This window comes from Mycobacterium sp. ML4 (assembly GCF_054515735.1).
In genome coordinates this window covers 259933-278022 of the sequence record NZ_JBTNSY010000002.1, presented here as the reverse complement: position 1 = coordinate 278022, position 18090 = coordinate 259933, and the positions used below count along the sequence as shown (strand labels likewise).

The 18090-nt window shown below is 67.8% G+C and carries 14 protein-coding genes and 1 pseudogene; 4 read left to right on the top strand and 11 right to left on the bottom strand.

The genetic code is table 11. From position 1 onward, the window contains the following. Positions 1-329 precede the first annotated feature (329 nt). Positions 330-1748: a wax ester/triacylglycerol synthase domain-containing protein gene (locus tag ACX9NE_RS03295; RefSeq protein ID WP_459359820.1), complete on the top strand. Its 1419-nt coding sequence runs from the start codon at positions 330-332 to the stop codon at positions 1746-1748. 81 nt (positions 1749-1829) lie between these two features. Here the strand turns inward: ACX9NE_RS03295 and ACX9NE_RS03290 are convergent, their stop codons facing one another. The 11 genes and pseudogenes from ACX9NE_RS03290 to ACX9NE_RS03240 all read right to left on the bottom strand — a co-directional run bounded on the left by ACX9NE_RS03290 (position 1830) and on the right by ACX9NE_RS03240 (position 15511). Beyond that, positions 1830-2297, bottom strand: coding sequence for an SRPBCC family protein (locus tag ACX9NE_RS03290; protein WP_459359821.1), 468 nt, complete (start codon positions 2295-2297; stop codon positions 1830-1832). Next, entirely contained in the window at positions 2297-3523 is a 1227-nt protein-coding gene (locus ACX9NE_RS03285) for an RNA polymerase sigma factor (RefSeq protein WP_459359822.1), read from the bottom strand. Before ACX9NE_RS03285 ends, ACX9NE_RS03290 begins: the two co-directional genes overlap by 1 nt. Before the next feature lie 16 nt (positions 3524-3539). Further along, positions 3540-3890 (bottom strand): YciI family protein, encoded by a 351-nt coding sequence (locus ACX9NE_RS03280; protein WP_459359823.1) that lies wholly within the window; start codon positions 3888-3890, stop codon positions 3540-3542. A 156-nt stretch (positions 3891-4046) separates the two neighbouring features. Next, positions 4047-6656 (bottom strand): PE family protein, encoded by a 2610-nt coding sequence (locus ACX9NE_RS03275; protein WP_459359824.1) that lies wholly within the window; start codon positions 6654-6656, stop codon positions 4047-4049. A 259-nt stretch (positions 6657-6915) separates the two neighbouring features. Continuing rightward, positions 6916-8400 (bottom strand): aldehyde dehydrogenase family protein, encoded by a 1485-nt coding sequence (locus ACX9NE_RS03270; protein WP_459359825.1) that lies wholly within the window; start codon positions 8398-8400, stop codon positions 6916-6918. 110 nt (positions 8401-8510) lie between these two features. Next, positions 8511-9728, bottom strand: a complete 1218-nt coding sequence (locus ACX9NE_RS03265; RefSeq protein WP_459359826.1) for a cytochrome P450 — start codon at positions 9726-9728, stop codon at positions 8511-8513. 19 nt (positions 9729-9747) lie between these two features. Then, positions 9748-10605, bottom strand: a pseudogene (locus ACX9NE_RS03260) (SDR family oxidoreductase); the annotation flags it as partial. Next, positions 10598-11716 carry a spirocyclase AveC family protein gene (locus ACX9NE_RS03255; protein ID WP_459359827.1) on the bottom strand — a complete coding sequence of 373 codons (1119 nt, stop codon included), beginning with the start codon at positions 11714-11716 and terminating at the stop codon, positions 10598-10600. The pseudogene ACX9NE_RS03260 and the gene ACX9NE_RS03255, both read right to left, overlap by 8 nt. 4 nt (positions 11717-11720) lie before the next feature. Further along, positions 11721-12839 carry an ABC transporter substrate-binding protein gene (locus tag ACX9NE_RS03250; RefSeq protein ID WP_459359828.1) on the bottom strand — a complete coding sequence of 373 codons (1119 nt, stop codon included), beginning with the start codon at positions 12837-12839 and terminating at the stop codon, positions 11721-11723. 88 nt (positions 12840-12927) lie between these two features. Then, the gene (locus tag ACX9NE_RS03245; RefSeq protein ID WP_459359829.1) at positions 12928-13770 is read right to left on the bottom strand and encodes an AAA family ATPase; all 843 of its coding nucleotides are present in this window, start codon (positions 13768-13770) and stop codon (positions 12928-12930) included. A 49-nt stretch (positions 13771-13819) separates the two neighbouring features. Next, positions 13820-15511 carry a VWA domain-containing protein gene (locus tag ACX9NE_RS03240; protein WP_459359830.1) on the bottom strand — a complete coding sequence of 564 codons (1692 nt, stop codon included), beginning with the start codon at positions 15509-15511 and terminating at the stop codon, positions 13820-13822. A gap of 107 nt (positions 15512-15618) precedes the next feature. Between ACX9NE_RS03240 and ACX9NE_RS03235 the strand changes: the two genes are divergently transcribed. From ACX9NE_RS03235 to ACX9NE_RS03225, 3 genes are read left to right on the top strand one after another with little or no spacing between them, the layout of a single operon-like run. Next, positions 15619-16764, top strand: a complete 1146-nt coding sequence (locus ACX9NE_RS03235; RefSeq protein ID WP_459359831.1) for an acyl-CoA dehydrogenase family protein — start codon at positions 15619-15621, stop codon at positions 16762-16764. Beyond that, on the top strand, positions 16761-17849 hold the full coding sequence (locus tag ACX9NE_RS03230; protein ID WP_459359832.1) for an acyl-CoA dehydrogenase family protein: 1089 nt from the start codon (positions 16761-16763) through the stop codon (positions 17847-17849). Before ACX9NE_RS03235 ends, ACX9NE_RS03230 begins: the two co-directional genes overlap by 4 nt. Next, positions 17846-18076, top strand: coding sequence for a hypothetical protein (locus tag ACX9NE_RS03225; protein WP_459359833.1), 231 nt, complete (start codon positions 17846-17848; stop codon positions 18074-18076). Before ACX9NE_RS03230 ends, ACX9NE_RS03225 begins: the two co-directional genes overlap by 4 nt. The last annotated feature ends 14 nt before the right edge of the window (positions 18077-18090 follow it).

Here is an 18090-nt window from a genome sequence, read left to right as displayed (position 1 = left end):
AATGGGTAGTTAGCTCGATTGTCAACCATCCGGTTGGGAGGGCGCGGGGCGGGGTGGTGCGCGAACCGCCCCGCCACGGCTGGCTGCTGCGCGTGGCGTGACGTACCACAATTCCGCTGAACTTCGGGCTCGGGAAGGCCAAGGTCAACCCGCCGGACGAAACGCGCGGTGGCAAGGCAGTTTTCAGCCCCAGGAGAAGGGGTATGACGCGGAGTGGGCGGCGCCAAATCGCGCATCGATGGGGGGCGCTGATGCAAAATAGGTTGCCGGGATGGGACTGGGTGTGGCGGCACTCCAGAGGCCCGGGAGGATCCGCACACCACGTCGCGGTGATCATAATCGAGGGCTCCGACGGGCTCAGCCACCAACTCTTGGGCAAGCTGTTGGCGACGTCGCTGCCGAATATTCCACGCTTCCGAAGCCGGCTGGTCGCCAAGCCGCTGGGCTTGGGCCGGCCGGTGTGGGCCGAGATCGACGACTATGACCCGGCGCCCCAGATTCACTCGACCGCTGTTCCCGCTCCACATGACGAGCGCGAGTTCACCGCGCTGGTTGGTCAGCTGGCCACAGCGAGCCTGGATCGCCACCGGCCGCTGTGGGACGCGTGGAGCATCGAGGGTTTGGAAGGCGGTCGGTGGGCGTTGGCGATAAGGACGTCGACCTCGGTCACCGAGGAACTCCCCGAGGGTATCCAGACAGTGTGGGCGCAGCTGGTGACGCCCGATCCACGCGTCGACGTGGCCGACGTGATGGCGGCTGAGCCGGTATCGGGCGCCACGCCCGCTGCCAGCAATCCCGTTCTCGAGGCGGTGTTCGAGCTGTTGGAGAACTCGGTGGCGAGCGCGGGCCTCGTCGCGGCGGCGGTGCCCGCGGCGCTGGACGCTGCGGGCCGGCGGCTTCGCGCCACGGTGGGACGCGGTTTGGGACAAGAGACGTATCCCCGGGACGCGCCTGTCCCGCCCACGGTGTTCAACGCGCAGCCGACGTCACGTCGTGCAGTAGCCTTCGGCTCAATCCGGCTGTCTCACTTGAGGGCAATCGCCTACGCGTTCGGCGGCACCGTCACCAATGCTGCGTTAGCGGCATGCACGCTGAGCCTGCGTACCTGGCTGCGACATCACGACGTCATTCCCGACTACCCGCTGGTGATGCAGGTGCCGCGATCACTGCTCGACGATGACTCGCACGCTGATTCCATCCCGTTGGCATCAACACAAATCAACCTGCCGGTGCATGTCGACGATCCCGTCCAGGTCCTGCTCGACATGCACGCGGCCGCCAACGGTTTGGGCCTCTCGCCGCGACAAGCCGCCACGAGCCGCCTGACGGTGGATTTCTCACCCGTCGCTTCGCTGCTTTCGCCCAGGGTCGTGCATGCGGGCCTGGCGCTCGCGACCCGACTGCCGTGTCGGCGACGAACCGAGCCAGCCTGCCATGGCACCATCTCCTATGTCCCTTGGTCGTCCGCGGCGTGCTATTGCGGTGGGGCCAAGGTCGTCGGCATGCACACCGTGACGCCGCTCGTGGATCGCTGCGGATTGAGCATCACTATGGCCAGTCATGACAACGCCGTGGACCTCGGCGTGTGCGTGTGTCCGGACCATGTGCCCCGTGTCGATGTCATCGCTTCCGGCATCGTCGAATCCGTCGACATCCTGCTGGCCGCCGCGCGGCAATCCCCACGCGGGCAGGGCCCCTCGGTGATTACGCGCATCGCCCAGCGCAGCAGGGCTCGTCGCGGCCAGTGATCAGAGCTGTCAGTGATTGGCTCAACATCCGCCGGACCTGATGCAGCGCAGTCCAACTCCGGTCGGCTGCGCGGCCCCCGGTCACCGCGAGGGGCCGGCGGTCTCGAGAACTGCCTTCAGGCGAACCAGATCCTGGGCGTTGGCCCGCCGCATTGCGCGCGTGATCACCGGGGCCGCGACTCCGAAGAACCCGGACGGGTTGCCCCGGTTGCGTAGCGTCATCCTCGTGGTGCCGGGTGCGTTGTCTTCCCAGAGGTAAGTCGTCTCCATCGGGAACGGCCCCTCGGACGTGCGCATGACGAGCCGGGCACCGGCATCGAACTCTGCCACCTCATAGGTGTAACTCATGGCACGTCCCATGAACTTTGCCACGAAAGCGAATCGAGAGCCGACCGCCATCGGCTTGGGCGTTTTCCAGCGCACTGACTTGATATTGGCATACCACGCCGTAGCGTTGTCCGGATCCGCGGCATATGCGGCGACTTCACCGCGGGGCCGGGCGATTACGACCTCGCTCACCACATCGACACGCGAAGACGTCGCCACCATTACTCCTCAACTTGTCGCACTGCCCACTCGGTGATCCGCCGCTGGCGATACCGGCGCTCGGGCGCGGCGACCGCCTCGGTGAGCGACGCCCGCGTCGCCTCCACCGCATCGGCGAATCTCCCTTCCCGGGAAAGCAATTCACCGCGCACGGCGTACCAGCGCTGGTCGGGCTCCAGCTGCTCCAGCGCCGCCAATCCCGCTGCCGGTCCGTCGCGTTCGGCGACGGCGACCGCCCTTGCCAAAGCCGCCGGACCACTTGCCCGGACCGACAACAGCAGGTCGTAGAGCCGGACGATCTCGGCCCAGTCGGTGGACTCATACGACGCGGCCCGGGCGTGCTCTGCGGCGATCGCGGCCTGCAGCTGATAGGGATCGGCGACTCCCCCGGTGCGACGCAACGAATCGTCCAGCAGCCCAAGCGCTTCGGTGATCGCAGCGGTGTCCCACAGTGAGCGATCCTGATGAGACAGCGGGATCGGCTCCCCCGCCTCGTCCACACGCGCGGCCCGCCGGGATTCGGTCAGCAGTTGCAACGCCAGGACGGCCATCGGCGCGGGTTCGTCGGGCATCAGCTCATGAACGATGCGGGCCAGTCGCAGCGCCTCGCGGGTCCCGTCCACGTCGGTCAGCCGGTCACCGCCGGCCGCGGTGTGCGCGATCGTATAGGACGTATGCAGTACCGCGCATACCGCTGCCAGGCGCGCGGGCAACTCGTCGTCGGCCGGCACCCGGTACGGAATCGCCGCCGCGGCAATCTTTTTGCGGGTTCGGGTCAGGCGCTTGGCGACGGCGGCCTCGCTGGTCAGCAATACCGCCGCGATCTGGGCCGGCGACAGGCCACACAGCGTGCGCAGGGCGAGGCTCACCTGCGCCTCCAAACCGAGCGCCGGATGGCAGCAGGTGAAGATCAGCCGCAGCCGGTCGTCGGCCACCACGCTGTCGGGCGGAAAATCTGGAACAGCGAGTTCCATGCCGGCACGCTCCTTCTGCGCCCGAGCGCCTTCGCGGCGCAGCAGGTCGATGGCGACCCGGCGCGCGGTCACCGTCAACCAGGCACGAGGTTCATCCGGCACGCCGGTGCGTGGCCAGTCCCGCAGTGCGCGCAGTGCCGCTTCCTGCACCGCGTCCTCGGCGATGGGTAGCGAGCCGACCGTCCGGATGAGGGTCGCCAGGATGCGCGATCCCTCCATCCGGACGGTTTCGGCCAGCGCGGCGTCGGTGTCCATCAACCGACCGGGGCAGTCAGCCGCCGAATTCGATGACGGGACGCACTTCGACCGCGCCGTCCCAGGCGGCCGGGATGTCGGCCGCGATGCGCAGCGCCTCGTCCAGGTCGGCGGCCTCGATCAGGTAGAACCCGGTCAACGCTTCCTTGGTCTCGGCGTACGGGCCGTCACTGGTGACGACGTCGCCGCCGCGAGCGCCGGTCACCCGAACGGTCGTTGCGGTTCCGGTCGGGTAGAGCGCCTGGCCGCCCTTGATCGCGGCGGCGTGGTCTTGCCCGAACTTCATGTATTCGGCCATCTCTGCGGCCTGTTCCGGAGCCGACCAGTCGACGTCCCTGGTGTAGGTGAGTGCGGCGTATTGCGGCATGGTGTCCTCCTGTACCGATCATGATCCGGGCGTTTCCGGAATCTCAATAAAAGGACGAACGGCGCGGGTGAAATCGAGACACTTCTGCCAACTGCTGCTGCAGCGTCGCGAACGCACTCCGAGCCGCTCGGGTGTCGGCGGAGCTCCGGCCGCTGGTTACGGCGACCCGGCAAGCCCGTTCAGGCCGAGCAGCAGACCGGGATTCCCGCCGGCACCACCGGCGCCTGGGTTTGGGCCGGTTCCACCGTTGCCGCCATTGCCGCCGTTGCCGAATAGCGCCGCGTCACCGCCCGGCCCACCAGCGCCTCCGGTCGATGAGCCGAAAGCGGCCGCCCCCCCTGCGCCACCGGCCCCGCCGATCCCGAGCAGCGGCCCGGCCCGGCCGCCACTGCCGCCCGCCCCGCCTACGATAGAAATCCCGCTACCGCCGATGCCGCCAATACCGCCATGACCGACCAGAGTTGCGCTGCCGCCATTGCCGCCGGCACCACCGGTCATCGATGCGGGCCCGCCGGAACCACCGGGTCCGCCGCCGGACGCCAGCAGCCCAGCATTGCCGCCGTTGCCTCCCGCACCGCCGGCTGAGCTGCCAAATCCACCGTCACCGCCATGCCCGCCACTGCCGAACAAAGACCCGCCGCTGCCCCCTGGTCCCCCAGCCCCGCCTGCGACGGCGCTCCAACCGCCGCCTCCGCCGGCCCCGCCAGGACCGCCGAGCATGCCAGCCGCCCCACCGGCCCCACCGTTACCTCCTGCACTGGCGCCCAGACCGCCGCCGCCGCCGTTCCCTCCGCCGGCAGCGACCAACCCGCCAAGCAGTCCCCCGGTGCCGCCGACACCACCGGCACCACCGGCACCGCCGACCACGGACGAGGCGGCTCCGCCTAGCCCGCCGTCACCGCCTCCGCCCAACAACCCGCCCGCCCCGCCGGCCCCGCCGCCCCCGCCACGACTGCCGCCGACAACGGCGATGCCACCGTTGCCGCCTGTTCCACCGTTGCCGAGAATCCAGCCTCCCGTCCCGCCCACCCCACCAGTCCCCGCGTCTCCCGCCGCCGAGCTCCCGCCTGCTCCGCCTGAGCCGCCAGCGCCCATCAGCCCAGCGGCTCCCCCGGTTCCGCCGAGCGCACCCGCTACCGCGGATCCGCCGGCCCCTCCGTCACCGAGCAACCACCCACCCGGCGAACCATGTTGTCCCGTACCCGCCAGCCCCGGCGCGCCGTTGGCGATCAGCGGCCGCCCGGTAACTCCCTGGATGGGCGCGTTGACGGCTTCAAGGATTCGTTGCTGCAACACATGGAAGGCCGAGCTGCTTTCGGGGGCGTTGAACCCGTCACGACCCAACAGCATGCCGCCGATCCCGCCGACGCCAGTGCTCCCTTGCGTCGCACCCGGCCCCCCGTTGCCGCCGTTGCCACCGTTGCCGATCCCCACCCCAGCGCCGCCGGTCCCGCCGACGCCACCAGCGCCGCCGATGCTCGAACCGCCGGCACCGCCCGCCCCGCCGTTGCCCAACAGTATTCCGCCACGACCGCCTGCCCCACCCAGCCCACCGATGCCCGTGTTGCCAACTCCGCCAGCCCCACCAGACCCGCCCCAGCCAATGAGACCGGCGTCACCGCCTAACCCCCCGGCTCCGCCGGCAACCCCTCCCCCGGAGCCGCCGCTGCCGCCAGCCCCGCCCCAGCCGATGAGACCGCCCTGGCCACCAGCCCCACCGGCGGCGCCCGTGCCGGACTGGCTGGATCCGCCATGACCACCGGGACCGCCGTTACCGACCAACAGCCCGGCGTTACCACCGTGGCCACCGACCCCGGCCGGGAATACGCTGCTTTGGTTGGACCCGCCGGCGCCGCCGGGCCCGCCATTGCCGAACAGCCATCCGGCGTTGCCGCCGGCTCCTCCCGCCCCGCCGGGTCCAGCGCCTCCGCTCGACCCGCCGGTGCCGCCGGCCCCGCCACCGGGACCAACCAGTCCACTCAGGAGGCCCCCGGCCCCGCCAGCCCCACCGACACCGCCACCGGTCCCAACGGCACCGAATCCACCAGCACCGCCATCGCCACCAGCCCCAAACAGCCCGCCTGCGCCACCGGCGCCACCGGCCCCACCATTCGCGTTCGTTCCACCCAACCCTCCGACACCGCCGGCCCCGCCATTGCCGAACAGCCACCCGCCCGTCCCCCCGGCCCCGCCAGCTCCGCCGGTACCTGAGCCGTTCAAGGCACCCCCGGCACCGCCCGTGCCGCCATTGCCCCATAGTCCGGCGGCCCCGCCGTTGCCGCCTTTCTGGCCCGCGGCCCCGGAGCCACCGGCCCCGCCGTCACCGAGCAACCACCCTCCCGGCGCCCCGTCTCGCCCGGCGCCGGGAGCGCCGCTGGCACCGTTGCCGATCAGGGGACGCCCGGTCAGCGCTTGGACAGGACCGTTGAGGGCGTTCAGCAGGTTTTGTTGAATGCTTGACAGCGGATTAGTCAGCGAAGCGGCCGAATTCCCTTCCGCCAGCGCATAGGATCCGGCAGCCGCCGTGAACGCTTGCACAAATCGGGCGTGGAAGGCCGACGCTTGTGAACTGACCGCCTGATAGGTCTGGCCGTGTGCCGAGAACAGCGCGGCAATGGCTGCCGACACCTCGTCCTCGGCGGCGGCTAACAACGCCGCCGTCGGCTGTGCCGCGGTTTCGTCAGCCGCCCGGAGCGTCGAACCGAGCGTGGTCAGATCCGACGCCGCATTTGCCAGCGCCTCCGGCAGCGCGATCACCGACGACATGCGGTACCTCCGGCGGGGAGAAGAAGACGCGGGTCGACCGAACTGCGGCCCGACTGCGAAAATCTTTACACGAAGTGCATTGGGTGTCATCCGATTCCGCAACTTTGCCGAGGAACCGCCGCCGTCCGCATATGGCCCGGTGGCCCACGTAACGCACTGCGATATCACCCGAGCAGGATGATGTTGGGACTCGCCTTCTGTGCGTCCGACTCTCGCAACGACTAACGCCGTGATCCTCTGGCGACCCTCGCCCGCAGAATTATTGGACCGGGTAGCCCACCGATTTGATTTCGGTGTACTGGTCGAATCCGGCGATGCCGTTCTGGCGTCCGACTCCGCTTTGCTTGTAGCCACCGAACGGCGTGTCAGCGCCGTACGGGGCGCCGCCGTTGACGCCGATGAAACCTGCTTTGATGCGTCGCGCCACCGCCAGCGAGTGCTCCAGCGAACCCGACATCACATTGCCCGCCAGGCCGTACACGCTGTCGTTGGCGATCCGGATGGCGTCTTGCTCGTCGTCGAACGGGATGACCGACAACACCGGGCCGAAGATCTCCTCCTGGGCGATGGTCATGGAATTGTCGACGTCAACGAAAAGCGTTGGGCGCACGAAGAATCCCTTGTCGAAGCCGGTGGGCGCGTCGGGTCCGCCGACCAGGGCGGTGGCACCCTCTTCGACACCCTTGCGGATGTAACCCGTGACGCGCTCGCGCTGGCGCTCGGAAATCACCGGGCCGCAAAGGGTTCCGGGATCCTGCGGGTCACCGCACGTGACGTTCTCGTAGATGCTCTTGAGGATCGCCACGCCCTCGTCGTAACGAGACCTCGGCAGCAGCATCCGCGTCGGGTTCGCGCAGCCCTGGCCGGCATGCATACATGGTGCGATGCCGATCGCGCAGGCCAACCCGAAATCGGCATCCTCGAGGACGATGGTGGCCGACTTGCCGCCGAGTTCGAGGAACAGCCGCTTCATGGTCGCCGCGCCCTTTTCCATGATCCGTTTACCCACCACCGTCGATCCGGTGAACGAGATCAGATCGACCTTGGGCGACAACGTAAGTTCTTCGCCTACAAAGTGATCTGACGCGGTAACGACATTGACGACGCCGGCCGGGATGTCGGTTTTCTCCGCGATCAGCCGGCCCAGCCGGGTGGCATTGAACGGGGTGTTGGGCGCCGGCTTGAGCACGACGGTGTTGCCGGTGCCCAGTGCCTGGCCGAGCTTGTTCAGAGTGACCTCGAACGGAAAGTTCCACGGGACGATCGCGCCGACCACACCGACCGGCTCCCGCCACACCTTGACCGACGTGTTGGCACCGGTCAGGCTGATCACCCGGTCGCCGAGATCGGTCTCCCAGGCATATTCGTCGATCAGCCGGGCCGGGTACTTCAAGCCGTCGGCCAACGGCGCATCGAGCTGCGGGCCGAAGGTGATGGCCCGGGGCGACCCGACTTCGAGGATGAGCTCCTCGCGCAGCTCCTCCTTCTCCTCTTCGATCGCGTCGTGCAGCTGCAGCAGGCAGCGCTTGCGCAACTCGCGATTGGTGGACCAGTCCGTCTCGTCGAAGGCGCGCCGAGCCGCGTCGATGGCTCGGTGCATGTCCTCCTTGGAGGCGTCGGCGACCTCGCCGAGTGACTCCTCGGTGGCCGGGTTGATGTTGGTGAAGGTGCCGGCCCGGCCGTCGACGAGCTTGCCGTCGATCATCATCTTGGGCTCGAACCGGACCTTTACAGTGTCAGCCATACTTGTTCAGCTCTCTTTTGACAAGGCGCTGGTGAGAGCGCCGGGACGTAAACGGCCACCCGTTAGACAGTAACTCTACGGTGAGCCTTACCGGAAAGGCACCCAGTGACTTACCGGGGGTCGAACAGCACCGGGACCGACGTCGGCGACCGGAAGACCTGTCCCCGGATGTGCGGGTCGTCGGCGTCGGGATCCAGTCGCAGGTTCGGCAGCCGGTCCAGCAGCAGGTTGATCGCGGTGCGCATTTCCAGCCGGGCCAGGTGCATGCCGAGGCAGACGTGGACGCCGTGCCCCCAGCCCAGGTGCGCCCGTGCCTGCCGGTGGATGTCGAACCTGTCCGGGTCGGGATAGCGATCTTCCTGCCGGTTCGCCGAGCCCAGCATCGGCATCACGGTGGCCCCGGCCGGGATCGCCACTCCGCCGAGTTCGGTGTCGCATGTGGCCACCCGCGTGATGGTGAGCAGCGGCGCCTCCCAGCGCACGCCCTCCTCGATCGCCTGGGGCAGCAGCGAACGATCCGCACGGATCGCGTCCAGTTGCACCGGATCGGACAGGAGCGCCAACAGCAGGTTGCCCAGAGCCCGGTACGTGGTCTCCACTCCGGCAGGCAGCAGTAAGCGCAGGAAGGAGAAGATCTCTTCGTCCGCGAGCTGCTGACCGTCGATCTCCGCCGCGGCCAGTGCGCTGATCAGATCGTCTTTCGGCTCGGCACGCCGAGCTTCGAGGATGGGTGCGAAGTAGTCACACAGCGCCGCTGCCGCGGCGAGTCCTCGTTCGGGGTTCATCAGCCAACTCAGCAGCGAGATCGACCAACGCTGGAATTGTGGGTAGTCCTGCTCCGGCAGTCCGAGCAGGCCGGCGATGATCTGGCTCGGGTAGTCGAAGGTGAACTCCTTGACCAGATCCGCCCAGCCATTGGGCGCAAAGTTGTCGATCAGGCCGTTGGCCACCCTCGCGACCAGTTCGTCCTGCCACCGCGCCAATGACTTCTGCGAGAAGGCTTTCGACACCAGCGACCGCAGCCGGCCGTGCACCGGTTCGTCCATGCCGAGCATGACGCGTTCGCCCAACACCGGTCCGAACGCGGCGATGACCGCTGACGAGGAGAATGTCTGGTCATCCCGCAGCATCAGCTGGATGTCCTCGTGGCGATAAACGATGAACATCGGCAATGATTCCTCGTGCGGGAGAGCCCCCGATGTCTCAAGCCGCTGGACCGGTTGCTCGCGTCGCAACCGCGCCAACTCGGTGTAGGGATCGCGGATGTCGCCGGAGATTGCATCGTCGAAAGCGCCGAAGTCTTCCAGATCGTCGAATAGCTGTTCCATCACTGCTCCTTCAGTCGGTCCGCAAGGCGCCCTGCCTCGGTATGCCGAGCACCAGCCGAGAAAGCTGGTGCATAGCCGCGGCGGGAAGAATCCTGTTGAGCGCAAGCAGCATTGAGGCATCCGGCCCCACCCCGCGGCGTCGGAAAGGCTTGGTGTCGCCGAGTGCTTTGACCAGTCCGTCGGTGAACCGCTCGGGTGGCCGGGCGAGTTTCATCGCCAGCCGTCCCCGGGTGTCCATGGTCCGGTGCAAACAGGCGTAGGGACCGTCGAAATCGCGGCTGTCGGTGGTGCCGGCATCGGTGATGATGTCGGTGTCGTAGGTGCCGGCCACCAACACGGTGACACCGAGACCGAACGGCGCGATCTCGCATGCCATCGACTCACCCCAACGTTCCAGGGCGCCCTTGGCGGCCGAGTACGGCGCGGTGGCCGGTTGACCCCGCACCCCGGCCGCGCTGGATACCAGGACGATGCGCCCCTGGCCCGCGGCCCGCATCGACGGCAGCAACGCTTGGGTGAGCATGACGGGGCCCAGGACGCTAGTGGTGAACATGTTGTGCCACAACGCCGTATCCGTCTCTTCCACCACTCCCGCGGCGGAGATGCCGGCGTTGTGCACCACTGCGTAGGGTGTGCCGACGGATTCTTCGATCGACCTGGCCGCCGCCGAGATGGACGCGGCATCGGTGAGGTCGAGCTGCACGGGGACCAATCGCGCCTCGTCGCCGCCGGCGGCGCGCTGCAGGGACGGGAGTGCTTGCGCCGGGCTGCGCATGGCCGCGACCACCCGCCACCCTTCGCGGCACATTCGCACAGCCGAGGCGAATCCCAAGCCGCGCGAGGCACCGGTGATGACCACCGAACGCGGATCAGCCATTGCTCGCGCAGGCTCCCTGGCCCGGCACCGGTGGGTCGACGTGCGGCCGGCCGTCGGGCATTCCGCTCAGCCAAGTCGACCAGATGCCGACCGAGTACGGCCCCCGAGCACCAGCTCGCTCGTAGAAACCCTGTGGGTCATAGACTTTCGCCTCCGGATAGGGCCACGGGCAGGCGACAGAGGTCGCCGCTTTGGTCGCCTTGATGACGGCGAACCAGGCGCCATAGGCGAAGTAGGACACGTTGATGATGGCGAACATCACCACGAACGTGCCCAGTACCGGGCGGCCGGGAAAGAGCTTGGCCTTTGCGGCGAGTTTCTCTGCTACCGATCTGCCGGTGTCGTCGCGGTAACACAGGATCGCCGCCGGCACCATCACGAACGTCACCGAGAAGGACTCCCAGATCAGCGGAAACTGGAAGGTGGTCCCGGTGAACACCGAACCCCAGGGAATCACTTGCGAGTAGATGTACATGCCCATGTGGACGAGCTGGATTTCCAGGAATGCGTCGAAGACGAAGCCGATCCCACAGGTCAGCAGGCCCAGGCTGATCAACGGGTGCCGCGACACGAAATGCTCCGGCCCCTTCTTGGCCTGCCATTTGCGCAGGATCGCGATGGCCGGGAAGTACGGGCCGAAATAGAAAGTGACATAACCGAATACGACGAACGGCTCGACGGTGGGCGACAGGGAGACCAGTGGCCACGACTCCGGCCAGTGCGTGAGGTCGGGGTTGTAGACCGCGAACGGTGCCCAGTTCATGATCGGGTCCTGCCAGACGATCAGCGTGGTGCACAGGAACATCAACATGACCGGACTACCCGGGTTGCGCCGCCAGCCGCGGATGAACACCACCAACAGCACGATCAGCATGACGATGGTGGAGATCTCGAGGAAGGTGATGTAGTCCAGGCCGAAGGCGAACCGGACGGGCCGCGGCCGCCCTTGCACGTTCGGATTCGCCACTCGAGGATCGAGCGCGGTGCGGCAGTTCGCGATGAAGACGAGCGCGAACGCGGCGAGCGCGGCGCCGGCGATCCACCTGCCCCAGTTGGGTTTCCCGCTCCCACCGGCCGCAGCGGGTTCGGCAGTTCTCAACGGCGCGGCCATGTGCTCAGCCGTCCTCTCCGAAGCGATCCACCAGGTGCGAGTTGACGCCGTCGGCATCGAGGGTGCGCGCCACCAGATATCCCGCCCCCATCCAGGCGCGCCGGGTCCACTTGCCCAACGACACCCGGGTGCCCGGCGCCCCGACTGCGGCCGGCATCATCTTCACCCGCTCGAGCGCCTCCTTGACGCCCCGTGGACTCAGTGGGTGGGCGTCGGAGAACGCCCGCACCAATGTCGCTGCGACGTCGCGGTTGACCGGCGGCACGCAGTATTCGGGGCGGCGGCCGTTGTACTTCTGCGCGTAGCGGTCCAGGAAGTCCTGGCCAACCTGATTCGACTCGTCGTACTGGTCGACCCCGATCCAACCCATGAACGCGTTCCACATGATCGGGTTCACCCACGCGTTCTGGAAGGCCGTGGTGGTGAATCTCGGCGGATCCCAGTCGACGGCCTGCAACGCCGGGTTGATGAAGACGATCCCGAACCCGAAGCCGAGATGGACGACCGCCTCGGCCTTCGCATCGTGCAGGGTGCGTACGGCGTCAGTGATGTCCTGGGCGGTCTGCGCGATCGGTGCCTCGGCGACGATCCGAATGCCCTTGCGCCGAACCGCGCTTCGCAGGTTCTTCAGATAGCTCTCACCGATGAGGTTCTGCTCGACCAGCACACCGATCTGGGTGAACCCGCGCTTGGCAACCAGGTCCGCGATGAAGATCGGCTCGTCGGTCATCGACCCCTGCGGGAACGCGAACGTCCATTCACCCAACCAGTCGTCGGTGCCTGTGACGCTGATGGCCGGAACCTTGAACCGTTCTTCGATCGCCTCCCGGGTGGGAACGCAGTTGTCGGTGATGTGCGGCCCGAACACCACCAGGCATCCTTGGTCGACGAGTTCGCCGAACGCATCGATCACCGCCTTCACCGACCCTTTGGGCAGGCCCTCGACTTCCCGGTAGATCATCTGCACCGGCCGGTCCAGCAGCCCGCTCTCCACAGCGTCGGCGAATACCAGATCGAAGCAGCGAGTGAAGTCCGCCAGCATCTCCTCGGGGAACCCCGGCGGCAGCGTGAAGTCCATCAGGTAACCGACCTTGATCGGCTCTGCGCTGCTCTCGTAGGACATCCGGCCTCCCCAACTCACCGCTTCCCGGTAGGAACCAAGAAAACCTAATATTTGTTCGGACGGTAGCCCCAGTGCCCATCAGCGTCAATCATCTCCCGGCTCCGCCCTCGCCCAGATACACCTCGATCATCTCGCGCAGGGCCTTACCCACCGCCACGTCATCGGTCAGCGGCCCGGTGATCGCGGCACGGGCCGCCTCTGCCATGCTCAGCCCCTCGGCGACGAGCCGGCCCGCGGCGATGAGTACCCGGGTCGAAGCGACCTCACGCAGTCCGCCGGTCTCCAAACGGCGGATGGCCTGACCGAAGCGGACCAGTTCAGCCGCCGTCGCATGATCCACGCCCGCCTCGTGGGCGACGATTGACTGTTCGATATCGGCCGGGGGAAAACCGAATTCGAGGGCCACCATGCGCTGGCGGGTGGAATCCTTGAGGTCCTTGAGGACGCTCTGATATCCAGGGTTGTACGACACCACGAGGCCGAATCCCGGTGCCGCGTCCAGCGTGACGCCGAGGCGCTCGATGGGCAGTTGGCGCCGGTGGTCGGCGAGCGGGTGCAGCACCACGGTGGTGTCCTGCCGGGCCTCCACCACTTCGTCGAGGTAGCAGATCGCGCCGTCACGCACTGCTCTGGTCAGCGGACCATCCACCCACACCGTCTCGTCGCCCTGCAACAGATAGCGACCGACCAGGTCGGCGGTGGTGAGATCGTCGTGGCACGCGACGGTGATCAGCGGCCGGCCGAGGTCATGGGCCATCGCCTCGACGAAGCGGGTCTTGCCGCACCCGGTCGGCCCTTTGAGCAGCAGCGTCAGGTTCTGCCGGTAGGCAGCCTTGAAGACGACCTCTTCATTACCGACCGCCTGGTAGTAGGGCCGGACCCGTTCCGCCCCGGGATGGCCCTGGTGAACGACCGCGGTCTCGTGGGCCATGACTTCCCTTCTGCCGATTTCCCGGAGACTAGCCTGAACAGATGTTTGTTTACAAGACTGACGAGGGCGCGGACGGCTTACGGCGAACCTCCGCCGAGCGCAGCGCGGACCGGAACAGCGGCCCGATCACACCGGCGAGTTGATCCGGGCGTGCCATCACCGCGTGCGCGGTGCTGCCGAACACGCGGCGCAAGGATTGCACGTCGGTCCCGGCTCCGATGGTCAGGCACACACAACCGGTGCCGCGGCGCCGCGCCTCGGCCAGGGCGCGCCGCGCGTCCGCGGCGCCGTAAGCACGCCCGTAGCCGTGGTCGTAGGCGAGGCCGTCGGACAGCACCACCAACAACCGGCGCGAGGTTCCACCCCGCGATTCCAGGACCGTCGAGCCGTGCCGGATGGCGGCGCCCAGGCGCGAGTACGCGCCGGGTTCCAGGCTGTTCAGCCGCCTGATCACCCGGGCGTCGAGATGATCGTCGAAGCGCTTGACTGCAATCACGCTCACCGCTGCCCTGCCCTGCGAGTAGTAGGCGTAAAGAGCCACCCGGTCACCTAGATCATGCAGCGCCACAGTGAGATTGGCGACGGCCGCGCGCTGCTGTTCATGTACGCTCCGCCCAACGGTACCCGGCTCGGCCGCCGACCCCGACACATCGAGCAGGAGCAACACCGACAGGTCACGCCGGCGGCGCAGGCTGTCGAGGTACACCGCCTCGTCGGGTACCGCACCGGCCAGCACTCCGACGCGCGCTTCCACGGCAGCGTCGATGTCGATGTCGTCGCCCTGCGACTGCCGGCGGCGGCGGTGCAACCCCATGCCCAAGCGCGCGAGCGGGCGCCGCACGCCGATGGCGTCGTCGATGGCGTCCGTCGCCTGGGCAACCAGTTTCGGCTCGATCTCCCGTACGGTGCACCAGCCTGGCCGGTAACGCATGCGCGTCACGTCCCATTCCGGGTACCGGACCCCGTCCGCCCGGGCCTGTTGACCCTCTTCGCTCGACGGCGCCGCCGGCGAGGACACCGCGTACCGACCGCGGTCGCCCGAATTCGTGCGGTGCGTTGGGCTGTCGGCACCGGGTGGTCCGCCGCCGCTGCCCGTCTTGCGCACCGGGGAGAGCAGCTTCTTCACCCAGTTGCCGAGGAAGCCGCCGCCGCCTACCGGGCTGGTGAACAAGTCCGGATCGTCGGAATCGTCGTCCCGGCCTGCCTCGAGTTCGTCGAGTTGCCCGCCCCGCCCTCGCGGGACATGGTGCGGGCCGGCCTGTTGCCGGGCATCACGGCGGCTCGCGGCCAGCACCTTCGCCGGACGAATCACGCCGAACACCGGTGCCGGGTCGTCGATTCTCGCGCGCCCGTGGGCCAGACACAACGAGGCGGTCGGTGAGTCGCTGCGACTCGCGAGGTCACTGTCGCCGAGGCCGAGCAGCACCCGCGGCAGCACACCGGCGTTGCCGGCCAGTGCGCGATGCCCCTCGATTGCCAGATATCGCCTGACCAGCCGGGGATGACGGACCAAGGATCGCAGCACCTCGGGGACCAGGCTGTCAGCCGCCAGCAGCGACGCCTGCACCGCTATCGCTTGTAACACTTCGGTTTTCGGACCGGCAGCGTCGTCGACGTAGATCGTGTGGCCGTCTGTCCAGGCAGGCTCGCCCGGTGGCAGCGGGGCCACCGCGACGGTCCGTCCCGCCCACGCAGAGGCAAGCACGCTGAGCCCGTCGGTGCGAGCGTCGTCCCCGGCCACGTGCCCACCTCCGAACCGCCGGCCGATATTGACCAAATATCTGTTCCAACGTAAAGTCCGGTTCAGGCGCAGTCAATCAGACTCAGACCAGGGGTTCGAACGCGAACGTGGACTTCTCATACCCGGCCGAGGTGGAGCGGTTCCGCGCCGAGTTGCGGGCCTGGCTGTCGGCAAATCTGACTGACGAATTGATCGCCGCGCGGCGACCTTCCGGCCGCGACGAAGCCGCATTCGACAAGCTGCGGGCGTGGAACGCGACCATGGCCGACGCCGGCTGGGCAGCGGTGTCCTGGCCCGTCGAGTACGGCGGCCGCGGCGCCACCGTACTCGAACAACTGGTGTACACCGAGGAGATCACCCGCGCCCGGGCACCGGTGCCGCTCAACGTCATCGGCATGAACAATATCGCGCCCGCGATCATGCAGTACGGCACCGAGTCGCAGAAGACGACGCTGCTCCCCCGAATGATGCGTGCCGCCGACATCTGGTGTCAGGGCATGTCGGAGCCCGAGGCCGGATCCGATCTCGCCGCGTTGCGCACAAGGGCGGTGCGAGATGGCGATGATTTCGTCGTCACCGGCCAGAAGATCTGGACTTCGTTGGGGCACAAGGCGAAGTGGTGCCAACTGTATGTCCGCACCGATCCGCGGGCCCCGAAGCACAAGGGGATCTCCTGCCTGATCGTCGACATGACCCTGCCGGGCATCGAGGCGCGTCCACTGGTGACCCTCAACGGAGACACCGATTTCGCCGAGGTGTTCTTCCACGACGTGCGCGTGCCGGCCGATGCCCTGCTCGGCCCGCTCAATGGGGGTTGGCACGTTGCCACCACGACACTGAGCCACGAGCGCGCCGGAGCCGCCCGGCTCTACGCCGAGCTGGAAGTGCGGTTGCACGAGTTGGTCGCGGACTTCGCGGCGGTCGACGGGGCGCTCGAGGATCCGGTGGTGTTGCGCCGCCTCGGCGAGATCGCGGTCCGCATCAAGTATCTGGAAGTGCTGTGCCAGCGGTCGATTTCCGCCACGTTGCACGGTGGCGACCCTTATGCGTCGGCAAGCCTGGCCAAGACGGTGTGGGGTGAGATCGGGCAGGATCTCGCCGCGTTGGCGTTCGACGTGCTCGGCACAAGCGACGTGCACAGCCGCTGGCGTGATTACCGGCTGACGTCGCGGTCGCTGACCATCGCCGGCGGCACCACGCAGATCAACAAGAACATCACCGCTACCCGGGTGCTGGGGTTGCCGCGCAAATGAACCTCGAACTGGACGACGACCACATCGCGCTGCGGGACACGGTGCGGCGTTTTCTTGCTGAGCGAGCACCGATTTCGGGACATGTGCGCTTGCTGCTCGACGACCCGACCGGTACCACGCCGGAGGTGTGGCGGGGTCTGGCCGACCTCGGTGCGACCGGCCTGCTGGTGGCGCCCGAACGCGGTGGCGCCGGCCTGACAATGGTCGAGGCCGGCATCGTCGCCGAAGAGTTGGGCGCTGCCCTGCATCCCGGGCCGTGGTTGTCCACGGCGGTCGCGGCGACGCGGATGCTGAGCTCGGCCGGTGGGCAACAGGCCGCCGACATCCTGACCGGCATCGCCGACGGCCGCATCATCGCGACACTCGATGTGTTCGAAAGCGTTTCCGCGTTGGAGCGCAACGGCCCTGCCGTGTTGAAGGGCGAACTCGCCGCCGTACCCGACGCGGTGGCCGCCGATATTCTGCTTGTGCTGGCCCACGGCGGGGAGGGCACCGGCCTTTTCGCGGTTCGCCCCGATGCCGCCGGCCTCGCCGTCACGGCCGAACGTGGAATCGACCAGACCCGCAAACAGTTTCGGGTCGGGTTCGACGACGTGCCCGCGACACGTGTGGCCGCGTTGTCGCCCGAAGCCATTCAGGCGGTTGCCGACGCGGTACTGACCGTCATGGCGGCCGACGCGCTGGGCGCCGCCCGCGCCGTCATGCAGCTGGCGGTCGACTACGCCAAGACGCGAAGGCAGTTCGATCAGCCCATCGGTTCTTTCCAAGCGATCCAACATCTTTGCGTCGACATGCTCGAAACGGTCGAATTGGCCCGCAGCGGGGTCATTCACGCATTGTGGGCAGCCGACAACGCCGACCCCGGGGAACGCCACCTGGCCGCGATGCGGGCCAAGGCGTTCGCCGGGCGGTTGGCCTCCGTCGGTGACACGGCGATCCAAGTGTTCGGCGGGATCGGCTATACCTGGGAGCACGACGCCCACCTTTACCTGAAGCGCTTGCTGAACTGGAGCGCCTTCGGCGGCGGGCCGGACCGATATTTCACCGAAATCGGTGCGCGCCTTACCAAGAGCGGGCAGGTGTGAGTATCGATTTCCAGAACCAGGTCGCGATCGTCAGCGACGCGGGCCGCGGGCTCGGTGCGGGGTGGCTCGCCGACGCCGACCGCGAACCCGGTGCCGAGGACATCGCGGCCCACCTGGCTGAGGTGTCGGCGACCGAGGCGTTCACGGTGCCCGACTCGATTTTCGGGGAAGTTTTCGGTGTTTGCGCGCAACTCGGCGTAGGCACCGTCGACGGTGGGCCCGACTGACCCGTTTGACATGG

Excerpts from the sequence above, each read along its gene's own strand:
- ACX9NE_RS03290 (WP_459359821.1), bottom strand. The coding sequence starts at position 2,297 with ATGGTGGCGACGTCTTCGCGTGTCGATGTGGTGAGCGAGGTCGTAATC.
- ACX9NE_RS03285 (WP_459359822.1), bottom strand. The coding sequence starts at position 3,523 with ATGGACACCGACGCCGCGCTGGCCGAAACCGTCCGGATGGAGGGATCG.
- ACX9NE_RS03280 (WP_459359823.1), bottom strand. The coding sequence starts at position 3,890 with ATGCCGCAATACGCCGCACTCACCTACACCAGGGACGTCGACTGGTCG.
- ACX9NE_RS03275 (WP_459359824.1), bottom strand. The coding sequence starts at position 6,656 with ATGTCGTCGGTGATCGCGCTGCCGGAGGCGCTGGCAAATGCGGCGTCG.
- ACX9NE_RS03270 (WP_459359825.1), bottom strand. The coding sequence starts at position 8,400 with ATGGCTGACACTGTAAAGGTCCGGTTCGAGCCCAAGATGATGATCGAC.
- ACX9NE_RS03265 (WP_459359826.1), bottom strand. The coding sequence starts at position 9,728 with ATGGAACAGCTATTCGACGATCTGGAAGACTTCGGCGCTTTCGACGAT.
- ACX9NE_RS03255 (WP_459359827.1), bottom strand. The coding sequence starts at position 11,716 with ATGGCCGCGCCGTTGAGAACTGCCGAACCCGCTGCGGCCGGTGGGAGC.
- ACX9NE_RS03250 (WP_459359828.1), bottom strand. The coding sequence starts at position 12,839 with ATGTCCTACGAGAGCAGCGCAGAGCCGATCAAGGTCGGTTACCTGATG.
- ACX9NE_RS03245 (WP_459359829.1), bottom strand. The coding sequence starts at position 13,770 with ATGGCCCACGAGACCGCGGTCGTTCACCAGGGCCATCCCGGGGCGGAA.
- ACX9NE_RS03230 (WP_459359832.1), top strand. The coding sequence starts at position 16,761 with ATGAACCTCGAACTGGACGACGACCACATCGCGCTGCGGGACACGGTG.